Source organism: Comamonas sp. CMM03, assembly GCF_019218715.1.
Classification (GTDB): domain Bacteria; phylum Pseudomonadota; class Gammaproteobacteria; order Burkholderiales; family Burkholderiaceae_C; genus Comamonas; species Comamonas terrigena.
This window is the reverse complement of sequence record NZ_JAHUXB010000001.1, coordinates 555913-568861: the sequence shown is the minus strand read 5'-3', so window position 1 is coordinate 568861 and position 12949 is coordinate 555913. Positions and strand designations below refer to the sequence as shown.

Below are 12949 nucleotides of genomic sequence, written 5' to 3'. Positions count from 1 at the left end.
CCCCGGCGGCGGGCAACAGCCCTTCCCGCATTCCATGATTTTCTACTCCCTGATTCTGGTGCCCATCATCGCGCTGTGGCTGTGGTGGCCGCTGCACCGACCGGCCCGCCGCGCCTTCTGGTGGGCGCTGACGGCCACCATGGTGCTGGGCGCCCTGCCCGCGCTGCTGATCCTGGCCATGCGCCAGACCACGCTCAGCTACCAGGTGATTGCCCATCTGCAGGTAGGCAGCGGCCTGGTGCTGTCCGCCATCGTGCTGTCCATCCTGCTGGCCCTGCTGCGCGATCTGGCCTGGCTGCTGTCCTGGAAAGCCGGCTGGCGCCGCCTGGCCCAGGGCCTGCGCCAGCCGCTGTGGACCGTGGCCGGTGCGACCCTGGCCCTGCTGGTGTCCGCCTACGGCGTGCTGCAGGCGCTGAAGGTGCCCGAGGTGCGCACCCAGGAAATCACGCTGCCGCGCCTGCCCGCCGAGCTGGACGGCCTGCGCATGGCCGTGATTGCCGACATCCACGCCAGCCCGGTCAACAACGCCCGCTATGTGCAAGCCCTGGTGGACCGCACCCAGGCGGCCCGGCCCGACCTGATCGTGCTGCCCGGCGACATGGTGGACGGCGACGTCGCCACCCAGGCGGCCAACATCGCCCCGCTGGCCCAGCTGCAGGCCCCGTACGGCGTGTGGTTTGCCCCCGGCAACCACGAGTACTACAGCGGCTACAACGCCTGGGCCAAGGAATTCCGCCGCCTGGGCCTGCACTATCTGGAAAACCAGACCGAACGCCTGCAGATCCGTGGCCGCACGCTGGCCATCTCCGGCCTGGGCGACCCGGCCTATGGCCGCCTGTCCAACCAGAACGACAACCCCGCCGTGGCCGAAGGCCTGCCCCCCGACATCGCCGCAGTGCAGCAGCAGGCCCAGGGCGCCGACGTGCACCTGCTGCTGGCCCACCAGCCCAAGCCCGCCCGCGACTATGCCCAGCACGGCGTGGACCTGCAGATCGCCGGCCACACCCATGGCGGCCACATCCGGGGGCTGGACCAGCTGCTGATCGCACCGGCCAACAACGGCTATGTGCGCGGCCTGTACCAGGTCGGCCCGATGCAACTGTTTGTCAGCAGCGGCGCCGGGCTGTGGGCCGGTTTTGCCGTGCGCCTGGGCGTGCCCTCCAGCATCGACCTGCTGGTGCTGCGCAGTCCGGCTGCCACCGCCAAGCCCTGAGCCCCGGCCGGGGCGGCGGCTGCCAGGGCGGCGGCCCTCCACGCCCGGGCCGGTGCAGCCCGCCCCGACACCGGGCAAGGACGCCAGCCACGGCAGCGGCCCCGCCGCGCCGTGGATGTCAGCGCACGCTGCACGCGCTGCCGGCACTGCCAAGCCCCACGCGCCGCACACGACCCAACTCCACGGAAACCCTGTGTTTGTCGCATTTGGTTGCAGTTGGGCATGCGATGGCGCCATTTTCTGACACGAATGGCCGCCTCCATGCCGAAAAGCCAAGGGTAAGATTTCGTGCAATGGCCCCATCGCTCGCTGATCCTATGAATTGCCCTGTCTGCGGCACCTCCATACCTGCCCAAGCCAAGTTCTGCAGCCAATGCGGCTCGCCGCGCGCAGCGCCGCTGGGTTCGGTACCGCTGCGCCCACCCCGCTCGCCGCATGCGCCCAATGCCGCCACCCGCTGGCTGCTGGTCGGCGCCGCCCTGGTGGTGGCCGCTGCGGGCTGGCTGGCCTTCAAGCCCGGCATGCTGCCCACCGGCGGCAACGCGGACAGCCCGGCGGCAGACGCCCCCACGGATGCCAGCAAGGCCGCCACCCTGGTCGGCCCGCAGGGCACTGCGGGCGCTGCGGGCTCGGCCGGAACGGTGAGCCCCCCCGACCAGCCGGTCGCAGCCACCCCCACGGCAGCGCCAGGCACGCCACCGGGTACCGCGCCTGTGGCGTCCGGCGCGGCAGTGCCCGCCAGTACCGCTCCCGCTACCCCGGCACCGACCGTGGCCGCCAACCCGCCGCCCACCGCACGCCCGGCCGCCACGCCCCCCACAGCCCCCGTGGTCGCAGCCACCCCGGCGCCCGCTGCCGCGGTCAAGGCCGTGCCGGCCCCCGCCGTGTCGGGCCCGGTGGCACTGCCTCCATCCCCTTCACCGGCGGCGCCACGCCCGGCGCCCAAAGACACGCCCACACTGAATGACCTGCTGGACTGAGCTGGCGCTTTCCCGTCACACAGCCGATCTTGGACACAGGAGCCCTGCCATGCCGTATCTGAAACTGAGCCTTGTCACCGCCGCCGCCCTGGTGCTGGCGGGCTGCGCGGCGGTGGAATCCTCCACCACGTCCCTGGGCTGCATGTTCGGCCGCCTCACCCAGAACCCGCCGGCCGGTTGCGGCGCACCCGCCACCGCCACGGCGCCGGGCACGGGTGCTTCCGGCGCGGCGGCGGCGCAAGCGGGCGAGCGCTTCACCAAGCTGCAGTCCGTGCTGGACCAGGAAATCGAGCTGGCCCGTTCGGTCCAGACGGATGTGGTGTCGTCCATGCAGCACCTGCCGATCAAGCTGCGCTCCAGCGCCGGGCCGGTCAAGCTGCTGGACACGCCCATCACCGACAGCCAGTCGGGTCAGGCACGCAGCATGCGCACGCTGGAGTCCATGACGGTGCAGATGCCGCTGGCGGCCAAGGGCCGCCCGGAATACACCCAGTCCATGGCCGCGCTGAAGAACCTGGCCAACCGCCTGGCCGACAACCGGGGCCAGGCCTCCATCGTCGTGCACCAGGCCGCGGCCGATGTGCAGGCCCAGCGCGTGAACACCGCCACCGGTGTCAGCAAGACCGCCAAAGGCAGCCCGGTGAAGGTGGAAAAGATCGAGGACGCCGCGCTGGCCGCCGGCACCGAGCGCTACACCATCCAGGCCGGGCCGATCCGCGGCGGGCTGTGAGCTGCACGGGCTCCCGTACAGCCTGCACAGCCCGTACAGGCCGCGCAGCGCATGCAGCGCGTGCGGCCCAGGCCTAGCGCAGCACCCGGCTGCTCTCCACCCCCAGGCTGATCTGCGGCGGCCGGGCCGCCCGCTCCACGTCCTGGGTGCGCGGGCCTTCGTTGATCAGCACGAACAGGTAGAACAGGCCCATGCTGCCCAGGCCGCCGAACACCAGGCCGATGCTGTCCATCCACCGCCCCTCGGGCATGTGGAACACGAACAGGAACGACAGCGAAAACGCCGCCAGCACGGCGACAAACAGATAGATGATGGCTCCGTCCATGGGCCTGGCCTCCCGACAAGGGCCCTGGCACCTCGGTGTGCGGCCCTGCATGCTGCCGCCCGCCGCAGGCGGAGGCAGGGTTGAAGATGTGATCTCCCACAATCACTACCGGCGCCATCCTAGGAAGTCCGCTGCGCGCCGCTCTGATCTGGCGCAAATCCCGGGCACACCCTGGACACACCCTGATACAAACCCTAGGATGGAGGCCCACGCAGGGCGACAGACGGTATTTCGCACCGCCCTCCTGCCGGGCCGGCCGCCTGCGCTGCCCGCGCCGGACCATGGCCCATGATGAAAGCCGCCGCATGCCGTGCCCATTGCCTTGGGCAGTGCCGTGCCCCGCAGCCGCCGTGGCAGCCCCCCCGCACTGTCGGGGCCGTGCTGCACTCCGGTCTGCTCCCTTTGCTGTTTTTGCCATGTCTGCCCTGCCGCCCGCTGTCTCGCCTCCTGCCACACCTGCTGCCACACCCACTCCGCCTGCAGCACCTGCCGCACCCTCCCGCAACCTGGGCCTGCTGGTCGCCGCCCAGTCGCTGGGTGGCGCCTCGCCGCCCATCATCATTTCGCTGGGGGGGCTGGTGGGCCAGCAGCTGTCCAGCGACCCGGCCGCCGCCACGCTGCCGGTCAGCCTCTACCAGCTGGGCCTGGCCCTGTCCACCTTGCCGGCCGCGTGGCTGATGCACCGCTGCGGGCGGCGCACGGCCTATCTGCTGGGCGCCGTGATGGGCGTGCTGTCCGGCCTGGTCGCGGCCCAGGGCATCGTCCACTCCAACTTCCTGATGTTCTGCCTGGGCACGGCGCTGGCTGGTTTCTACGGCGCCTGCGTGCAGAGCTACCGCTTTGCCGCCACCGACTCGGTGAGCGAACCCAGCCGCCAGGCGCAGGCCATTTCGCGGGTGATGGTGGGCGGGCTGATCGCCGCCATCATCGGCCCACAGGTGGTGATCTGGACGCGCGACGCCCTGCCGATGACCCCGTTTGCCGGCAGCTTCTACAGCCAGGCCCTGCTGGCACTGCTGGCCCTGCCGCTGCTGCTGGGCCTGCGCCTGCCACCCCCGCCGCCCAAGGCCGTGGCCACCGGCGCCCGGCCACTGGCCCAGATCGCCCGCACGCCGCAGTTTGTCGTGGCCGCTGCGGCCGGTGTGGTGAGCTATGGCCTGATGGCCTTTCTGATGACGGCCGCCCCCATGGCCATGGTCGGCTGCGGCCACAGCGTGGGCGAGGCGGCGCTGGGCATCCAGTGGCATGTGCTGGCCATGTTTGCCCCCAGCTTCGTCACCGGCAAGCTGATTGCCCGCTACGGCAAGCGCCGCATCACGGCCCTGGGTCTGGTGCTGATCGGGGCGTCGGGCCTGATGGCCCTGGCGGGCCTGGAGCTGACCCATTTCTGGGGCTCGCTGGTGCTGCTGGGCCTGGGCTGGAACCTGGGCTTCATCGGCGCCACCGCCTTGCTGACCGAGTGCTACCGCCCCAGCGAACGCGCCAAGGTCCAGGCGCTGAACGACTTTCTGATGTTCGGCACGGTGGCCGTGGCCTCGTTCGGCTCCGGCCAGCTGCTGCACAGCGCGGGCTGGGGCGCCATCAACGCCGGCATGCTGCCACTGATTGCGCTGGTGCTGGTGTTGCTGGCCGCGTCAGGGCGTGCTGCCCGCGGCGGAGGGGCCGCGTCGGCTTAAGCCGCACTTCGGACACCGCCTCTTCAGCGCAGCAGGATGCGCATGATGTCGGTGCGGGTGATCAGCCCCGCCAGCTGGCCCTGGCGCAGCACGGCCACAAACGGCACGGTGTGCACGGCCAGGGTCTCCAGCAGCTCGGCCACCGGCGTGTCGTCCTGCACCGTCAGCGGCGCGGCCTGCATCAGATCGGCCGCGCAGGCCGGTGCCGCGGCCGGGGGCTTCTTGCCCCACAGCCGCCAGGTGCGGCGCTGGCGCCGGGCCTCGGCATCGGGCTGGCGCTGCTGCTGCCACAGCCAGTCGAACAAGGCCCCGCGCGCCACCACGCCCAGCAGGTGGCCTTGTGCGTCCACCACCGGCAGGCTCTTGATGGGGTGCTGCTGAAACTGCGCCGCCAGCTGCCCCAGGCCGTCCTGCGGGCCGCAGGTCCACAGCCTGGCACTCATCACCTGGCCGCAGCGCACGCTGCCAAAGCGCCGGGCAATGGCCTGCTCCTCGGCCGCACGCACCAGCTGGCCCAGTTCCTGGGCGGTCAGGTTGTAGTCCTGGTCAAAGCGCGCCAGCAGCGCCTGCAGATCGGCCTGGGACAGATCGTCCGACGGCAGGTGCTGGGCCTTGGCCACTGCGGCGGGCGCCGCCGGCTGCAGCGGATAGTGCTTGCCCCAGGCGCGGTGGTAGGCCACACCCAGCAGCACCAGCACCAGGGTCAGCAGACCGATGGGGGCGAAGGCATAGCTCCAGCCGTGGTGCACGCCGTGCTGGGCTTCCAGCGCCAGCAGCAGGGCCACGGCGCCGCCCGGCGGGTGCAGCGCACGCGTGATCTGCATCCAGGCAATGGCCCCGCCCACGGCGACTGCCGGCAGCAGCCAGCCCAGGGCCTGCTGCGGCCACCAGCGCACCACCAGCAAGGCCCACAGCGCCGCCACCGTGTTGCCCACCACACAGGACCAGGGCTGGGACAGCGGGCCGGTGTGCACCGCAAACACCAGCACCGCCGTCGCGCCCAGCGGCGCAAACAGGGCCCAGCTGCCCTGCCAGCCCGCCCACAGCGCCAGTTGCACCAGGGCCGCCGCCAGCAGCAGGCCCAGGCCCGCCCCCAGCCCCACCCGCAGCACATCCAGCCGCGCGGCCGGGGCCACGGCAGGCTTCCATCCATTTCCCAATTGCATCGTGTTCCAGACGAAGAAACCCGCTGCAAGAGCGGGTGCATTTCACCAAGGCCCCAGCATGCCACGCAGTGGGTAGCCGCGTGGCCGGCCGGGGTCTGTGCCGGTGTTCAGGCCAGCACGCAGACCGGTTTCAGGCCAGCGACTCGGCCGGGCCGAAGAACTCGCAGCGCGCCTGCGCATCCGGCACGCCGGCGCGTTGCAGCACCTGCTTGGCCAGGCGCATAAAGCCCACCGGCCCCAGGTAGTAGGCCTGCACATCGCGCACGGCCGGCAGCCAGCGGGTCAGCAGCGCGGCATCCGGAAGGCCCTGGGCCACTTCCACATCGGCCGCCGGGGACGGGCCGGCGTCCTGCTCGTAGCCAAAGCGCAGCCACAGCTGGGGGTGCTGCGCCGCCAGGGCCAGCAGCTCGCTGCGGAAGGCCTGCTGCTCTGGGCTGCGGGCGCAGTGGATGAAGGTGATGGGCCGGCCCGTGGGCAGCGCCTGCTGCAGCATGGCCATCAGCGGCGTGATACCCACGCCGGCGGCCATCAGCACCAGGGGCTTGGCGCTGTCGTCCAGGGTGAAGTGGCCGGCCGGCGGGAAGACCTCCAGCACATCACCGGTCTGCACCTGGTCGTGCAGGTGGCCGGAGACCACGCCCTGCGCCTCGCGCTTGACGCTGATGCGCAGGCTGCGCCCATCCGCCGCCTGGGACAGCGAATAGTTGCGGCGCTGCTCCTTGCCTTCCACCACCACGCGCAGACCGATGAACTGGCCCGGCTGGTAGGCCAGCACCGCAGCGCCGTCCTCGGGCTGCAGCGTGAAGCTGGTGATCTCCGGGGTCTCGGCCTGTTTAGCGGCCACCACAAAGCGGCGCACGCCCTTCCAGCCGCCCGGCGCCTGGGCATTGGCGTCGTAACTGGCCTTTTCGGCGCCGATCAGGATGTCCGCCAGCTGCCCGTAGGCGGCGGCCCAGGCGTCGATCACCTCGTCGGTGGCCACCTCCGCCCCCAGCACTTCGCGGATGGCCCGCAGCAGGAAGCCGCCCACAATGGGGTAGTGCTCGGGCTGCACCTGCAGCGACACATGCTTGTGGATGATCTGCGCCGGCAGATCGCCCAGGCCGGACAGATCGTCGATATGTTTGGCATACATCAGCACGCTGCGCGCCAGCGCACGCGGCTGGGCCCCCGTCTGCTGGTGCACGCTGTTGAACAGCGGCTGCACCTCGGCGCTTTCGGCCAGCATCAGCCGGTAGAAATGGGTGGTCAGGGCTTCGCCCCCGGTTTCCAGCAGGGGCACGGTGGATTTGACAATGGCGCGTTGGCGGTCGGTCAGCATGAAAAAATCACTCTCCAAAGGGATCCATGGGCAGCAGCCTCGGCGGGCCGCCCTGCATCGATAAGGGCAAACGGCATGCCAGCACGCAGGCCCTGCCGCGTCAAGCACTTACCGCCGACCATGTCTTTTTGACGCGCGTCAATTGCAGTCAATCTGACCGCATACGATGTCGCCATGACTGCCAATGCCCTGCTGCTGAACGCCTTGCTGCCCCTGGTGGCCGAACTGTCCAGCCAGCTGCCCGAAACCGAACGCTACCGCCGCCTGCTGGCCGCCCTGCGCACCGTGCTGCCGGCCGATGCCGCCGCCCTGCTGCGCTGCGAGCGCGGCGCCGACGGCAGCGACTGGCTGCGCCCGCTGGCCATCGACGGCCTCAGCCCCGACACCCTGGGCCGGCGCTTTCGCCTGCGCGAACACCCGCGCTTTGCCGCGCTGCTGGCCGCCGGCCGGGCCCTGCGCTTTCCCAGCGACAGCCCCCTGCCCGACCCCTACGACGGCCTGGTGGCCCACCACTCCGGCGCGCCGCTGCCGGTGCACGACTGCATGGGCTGCGTGCTGCAGGTGGACGGCCAGCCCTGGGGGCTGCTGACCCTGGACGCGCTGCAGCCCGGCAGCTTTGCCGGCGACGCCCCGCTGGCCGCACTCCAGGCCTTCAGCAACCTGGCCGCCGCCACCGTGGCCACGGCCGCCCGCCTGCGCCAGCTGGAGCAGTCCGTGCACAACGAACGCCAGCGGGCCGAGCATTTCCGCCGTCACGCCCCGCTGGCTGCCCCCCGGCTGCTGGGCCACAGCAGCGCCATGCGCGCGCTGCAGCGCGACATCGCCACCGTGGCCGCCAGCGATCTGGCGGTGCTCATCACCGGCGAAACCGGCGTGGGCAAGGAACTGGTGGCCCAGGCCCTGCACGCCCAGTCCACCCGGGCCGACCAGGCCTTTGTCAGCATCAACTGCGCCGCCCTTCCCGACCAGCTGGTGGAGAGCGAGCTGTTCGGCCATGTGCGCGGCGCCTTCACCGGCGCGGTGAGCGACCGGCAAGGCAAGTTCGAACAGGCCCACCAGGGCACCCTGTTCCTGGACGAGGTGGGCGAGCTGCCGCTGGCCACCCAGGCCAAGCTGCTGCGCGTGCTGCAAAGCGGCCAGATCCAGCGCCTGGGGCTGGACCGGGAACGCACGGTGGACGTGCGCATCATTGCCGCCACCAACCAGGACCTGGCCGCCGCCGTGCGCGACGGCCGCATGCGCGCCGACTTCTACCACCGCCTCAGCGTCTACCCGCTGCAGGTGCCGCCGCTGCGCGCCCGCGAAGGCGATGTGCTGGTGCTGGCCGGCTACTTTCTGGAGCGCACGCGCTCGCAGTTCGGACTGGACGGGGTGCGGCTGGAAGCCGCCGCCCAGGCCGCACTGCTGGCCCACCGCTGGCCGGGCAATGTGCGCGAGCTGGAACACTGCATCCGCCGCGCCGTGCTGCACGCCCTGCGCCGCCCGCGCCCTCCCACCACCCCGCTCGGCATCCACGCACAGGATCTGGCGCTGGTGCCCAGCTCCAAGGCGTCCACGCACCCCGGCGATCCCGCCGAGGACCCGGGCAGCCTGCTGCCTGCCGACCCGGCCGCCAGCGCCGCGGCCGATCCCACGGACACCGGTCTGCGCCAGGCCGTGGCCCGCTACGAACGGCAACTGGTGCAGCAAGCGCTGGAAGCCCATGGCTACCGCTGGGCGCCCGCCGCCCGCGCCCTGCAGCTGGACCGCGCCAATCTGCAGCGCCTGGCCAAGCGGCTGGGGCTGCACGCGCCCGGCAGCCCGCCTCCGCTGCGCTAGCCACCGCCGGTAACCGCCGCACCCACGGCCCGCTCCCCGGCCCGCGTCATAGCCCCCAAGGCCACCCCGCTGCGCCATCGCCGCAACAGACTGCCGCCTTGCCGTGAAAATTTGCCGCGACCGCGGCGCAGCGCCGCTACACTCGCGGCTGGATTGGCTCGCACTCCCCGGGATGCGGGCCTTTTGACCCTCTGAGGCCGGCAGCGCGCTGCGCATTGCCGGCGGACAGCACTCTCTCTCGCTCCCTCTGTCTGCACCCACCATGTCCACGGTTTTCAATTTCACCTTCGTTCCCTGGTTCCGGTCTGTGGCCCCGTACATCCACAAATTCCGCCACCAGACTTTCGTGGTGGGCATCACGGGCGAAGCCATCGCCGCCGGCAAGCTGCAGGGCATCGTGCAGGATCTGGCGCTGATCCAGGCCATGGGCGTGAAGATCGTGCTGGTGCACGGCTTTCGCCCGCAGGTGAATGAACAGCTGCGCCTCAAGGGCCAGGAGCCGCGCTACTACAACGGCGTGCGCGTGACCGACTCCATCGCGCTGGACTGCGCGCAAGAGGCCGCCGGCCAGCTGCGCTACGAAATCGAAGCCGCCTTCAGCCAGGGCCTGCCCAACACCCCCATGGCCGGCGCCCGCGTGCGCGTGATGTCGGGCAACTTCCTGACCGCCCGCCCGGTGGGCATCGTCGACGGGGTGGACTTCATGCACTCCGGCCTGGTGCGCAAGGTCGATGTGGAAGGCATCCGCCGCGCGCTGGAATCCGAAGCCATGGTGCTGATGTCGCCGTTTGGCTTCTCGCCCACCGGCGAGGCCTTCAACCTGAGCATGGAAGAAGTCGCCACCCGCGTGGCCTGCGAAATGAAGGCCGACAAGCTGATCTTCCTGAGCGAGGTGCCCGGCATCCGCATGAACCCGTCCGAGCCCGACAGCGAAGACAACCCCATCGACACCGAGCTGCCGCTGGCCGCCGCCCGCCAGCTGCTGGCCGAGCTGCCCCCCCCGCAGGTGCCCACCGACACCGGCTTTTACCTGCAGCACTGCGTGCGCGCCTGCGAACATGGCGTGGAACGCAGCCACATCCTGCCGTTTGCGGTGGACGGCGCGCTGCTGCTGGAAATCTATGTGCACGACGGCATCGGCACCATGGTGATCGACGAAAAGCTCGAAGAGCTGCGCGAAGCCACCATCGACGATGTGGGCGGCATCATCCAGCTGATCGAGCCGTTCGAGAAAGACGGCACCCTGGTCAAGCGCGACCGCACCGAGATCGAGCGCGACATCACCAGCTACACCGTGATCGAGCACGACGGCGTGATCTTCGGCTGCGCCGCCCTGCACCCCTATCTGGAAGCCAAGACCGCGGAAATGGCCGCCGTCACCGTCTCGCCCCAGAGCCAGGGCACGGGCGACGGCGAGAAGCTGCTCAAGCGCATCGAGCAGCGCGCCCGCGCCCTGGGCTGCACCAGCATGTTCGTGCTGACCACCCGCACCATGCACTGGTTCATCAAGCGCGGCTTCCAGCCGGTGGACCCGGAATGGCTGCCCGAGGCACGCAAGGCCAAGTACAACTGGAGCCGCAAGAGCCAGGTGCTGGTCAAGCAGCTCTAAACCGCCTCCGGCCACCCGCCCCCGGCCACCCGCCCCGCAGGGCACCTTACCCGCCTCCAAACACCAGGGCGGCAGTGGATCCGCTCCGCTGCCGCCCTGGTTTCTTTTGGGGGGGCGGCCCCGGCACACAGCCGGCAGCCGCCGCGCCTCCAACCGTAAAGGCTCAGAAACGCCGGAACCAGTGCGCCACCGCCTGGCCTACCTCGGCCAGCGCCGCATCGCGTGCGGCCGGCGCCAGCTGCGGCGTCTGCGTCAGATAGGCACTGACCACCAGCGGCTGCGGACGGTGGTGGGGCCAGACCAGCACCACATCATTGGCCGTACCGTTGTCGCCCGTTCCCGTCTTGCCGCCCACCAGCCAGCCCGGCGGCATGCCGGCGCGCAGCCGCTTGGCGCCCGTGGGGCTGGCCTTGAGCCACTGCAGCAGCTGCGCCTGGTGACCGGCATCCAGGTGCGGGCCCTTGGCCAGCGCCACCACGGCACGCGCCATGGACAGCGGTGTGGTCGTGTCGCGCTCGTCGCCCGGGGTGGCGCTGTTGAGCGCCGGCTCCAGCCGGTCCAGGCGGGTGTGCATGGTGCCCATGTCGCGCAGCCACTGGGTCAGCCCCTGCGGGCCACCCTGGCGGGCCAGCAGCAGGTTGGCGGCGGTGTTGTCGCTCAGCACCACGGTGGCTTCGCACAGCTCGGCCACCGTCAGCCCGGCGCCATCGGCATGGGCCTCGGTGGTGGGCGAATACGGCACCAGCGCGCTGCGCGGGTAGGTCACGCGCTGCTGCAGGCTGTCCAGCCCCTGCTGGTCGCGCTGCAGCATCTGGGCGGCCAGCAGCAGCTTGAAGGTGCTGCACATGGGAAAGCGCTCGCTGCCCCGGTACTGCCACTGACGACCGTTGGCGGTGTCGATCACCGCCACGCCCAGGCGCCCCCCGGTGCGGGCCTCGATCTGCGCCAGCGGGTGGGAGGCATCATCCGCCTCCAGACCCGAGTTTTTCTGCATACCTGCACACCCGGCCAACCAGGTGGCGCTCAGGGCCAGACTGCTTTGCAGCCAAATTCTTCTGTGCATAGCGTGCTCCTCTTCTTGATAACACCTGCTACCTTACCGGAGTGCGCCAACGCTGACCAACGTTAAGATGGCAGAACAAACCCTAGAAAAACTTATACCTCCACCCCCATGCACCTGCCATTGAATGCCCTGCGCGCGTTCGACAGTGCGGCCCGCCACCTGAATCTGACGCGCGCCGCCCACGAGCTGCACGTCACCCAGACCGCTGTCAGCCAGCATATCCGCAAGCTCGAAGAACAGCTGGGCACGCCGCTGTTCCGGCGTCTGCCGCGCGGTCTGGCCCTGACCGACGAAGGCCAGGCCCTGTGGCCCGTGGTGGCCGACTGCTTTGGCCGGCTGGAGCGCGCCCTGGGCCAGTTGCGCAACGACCGCCCGCGCGAGGTGCTGACCCTGGGCGTGGTGGGCACGTTCGCCGTGGGCTGGCTGCTGCCCCGGCTGGCCGACTTTGAGACCCGCCACCCGCATATCGACCTGCGCATGCAGACCCACAACAACCGCGTGGACCTGAATGCAGAAGGGCTGGACGCGGCCATCCGCTTTGGCGACGGTGCCTGGCACGGCCTGCAAGCCGATCTGCTGGTGCACGCGCCGCTGACCCCGCTGTGCGCCCCGGCCATTGCCGAGCACCTGCGCCAGCCGGGCGATCTGCGCGGCCAGACGCTGCTGCGCTCTTTTCGCACCGCGGAATGGGAGCAGTGGTGCCAGGCCGCCGAAGTGGCCACCCTGCGCGCCGCCGGCCCGCAGTTCGACAGCTCCATCGCCCTGGCCGAAGCCGCCGCCCAGGGCGCCGGCGTGGCCCTTCTGCCCCCGGCCATGTTCACCCACCTGCTGCGTGCCGGCCGGCTGGTGCAGCCGTTTGCGCTGACGGTGCCTGCCGGCGCCTACTGGTTCACCCAGCCGCGCACGCGCGCGGCATCGCCGGCGCTGGAGGACGTGCGCCAGTGGCTGCTGGCCCAGGCCCAGACGGCGTAAACCCCGCAGACCGGCACAACGCCTGCCCTCCAGACGCTCCAGCGTACCGAAGCACAACAGCACACAAGCACCAGCG

General features: G+C 70.7%; 11 protein-coding genes. 7 read left to right on the top strand and 4 right to left on the bottom strand.

Annotated features, from left to right (window positions below):
• Nucleotides 1-34: 34 nt before the first annotated feature.
• The 3 genes from KW830_RS02735 to KW830_RS02725 all read left to right on the top strand — a co-directional run bounded on the left by KW830_RS02735 (nucleotide 35) and on the right by KW830_RS02725 (nucleotide 2923).
• On the top strand, nucleotides 35-1213 hold the full coding sequence (locus tag KW830_RS02735) for a metallophosphoesterase (protein ID WP_218332005.1): 1179 nt from the start codon (nucleotides 35-37) through the stop codon (nucleotides 1211-1213).
• Nucleotides 1214-1530: 317 nt separating this feature from the next.
• The gene (locus KW830_RS02730) at nucleotides 1531-2193 is read left to right on the top strand and encodes a zinc ribbon domain-containing protein (protein ID WP_218332004.1); all 663 of its coding nucleotides are present in this window, start codon (nucleotides 1531-1533) and stop codon (nucleotides 2191-2193) included.
• 49 nt (nucleotides 2194-2242) lie between these two features.
• On the top strand, nucleotides 2243-2923 hold the full coding sequence (locus KW830_RS02725; protein ID WP_218332003.1) for a hypothetical protein: 681 nt from the start codon (nucleotides 2243-2245) through the stop codon (nucleotides 2921-2923).
• A 73-nt stretch (nucleotides 2924-2996) separates the two neighbouring features.
• Here KW830_RS02725 and KW830_RS02720 read toward each other — a convergent pair whose 3' ends face one another.
• The gene (locus KW830_RS02720) at nucleotides 2997-3248 is read right to left on the bottom strand and encodes a hypothetical protein (protein WP_218332001.1); all 252 of its coding nucleotides are present in this window, start codon (nucleotides 3246-3248) and stop codon (nucleotides 2997-2999) included.
• A gap of 416 nt (nucleotides 3249-3664) precedes the next feature.
• Here KW830_RS02720 and KW830_RS02715 point away from each other — a divergent pair, with 416 nt between their 5' ends.
• Nucleotides 3665-4924 (top strand): MFS transporter, encoded by a 1260-nt coding sequence (locus KW830_RS02715; protein WP_218331999.1) that lies wholly within the window; start codon nucleotides 3665-3667, stop codon nucleotides 4922-4924.
• Between the two features lie 23 nt (nucleotides 4925-4947).
• On the opposite strand, the gene KW830_RS02710 is transcribed toward KW830_RS02715, so the two are convergent.
• Nucleotides 4948-6090, bottom strand: coding sequence for an HPP family protein (locus KW830_RS02710; protein WP_218331997.1), 1143 nt, complete (start codon nucleotides 6088-6090; stop codon nucleotides 4948-4950).
• 130 nt (nucleotides 6091-6220) lie between these two features.
• Nucleotides 6221-7411: an NO-inducible flavohemoprotein gene (gene hmpA, locus KW830_RS02705; RefSeq protein WP_218331995.1), complete on the bottom strand. Its 1191-nt coding sequence runs from the start codon at nucleotides 7409-7411 to the stop codon at nucleotides 6221-6223.
• Nucleotides 7412-7585: 174 nt separating this feature from the next.
• Between hmpA and norR the strand changes: the two genes are divergently transcribed.
• Together norR and argA are read left to right on the top strand one after the other, a co-directional pair.
• Complete coding sequence (gene norR, locus KW830_RS02700; RefSeq protein ID WP_218331993.1) at nucleotides 7586-9229, top strand: nitric oxide reductase transcriptional regulator NorR; 1644 nt, start codon at nucleotides 7586-7588, stop codon at nucleotides 9227-9229.
• Between the two features lie 262 nt (nucleotides 9230-9491).
• Nucleotides 9492-10838, top strand: coding sequence for an amino-acid N-acetyltransferase (argA, locus tag KW830_RS02695; RefSeq protein ID WP_218331992.1), 1347 nt, complete (start codon nucleotides 9492-9494; stop codon nucleotides 10836-10838).
• 163 nt (nucleotides 10839-11001) lie between these two features.
• Here argA and bla read toward each other — a convergent pair whose 3' ends face one another.
• A complete protein-coding gene (gene bla, locus KW830_RS02690; RefSeq protein ID WP_218331990.1) occupies nucleotides 11002-11901 on the bottom strand; it encodes a class A beta-lactamase in 900 nt (299 codons plus the stop codon).
• A 108-nt stretch (nucleotides 11902-12009) separates the two neighbouring features.
• Here bla and KW830_RS02685 point away from each other — a divergent pair, with 108 nt between their 5' ends.
• Nucleotides 12010-12873: a LysR family transcriptional regulator gene (locus tag KW830_RS02685; RefSeq protein ID WP_066532845.1), complete on the top strand. Its 864-nt coding sequence runs from the start codon at nucleotides 12010-12012 to the stop codon at nucleotides 12871-12873.
• The last annotated feature ends 76 nt before the right edge of the window (nucleotides 12874-12949 follow it).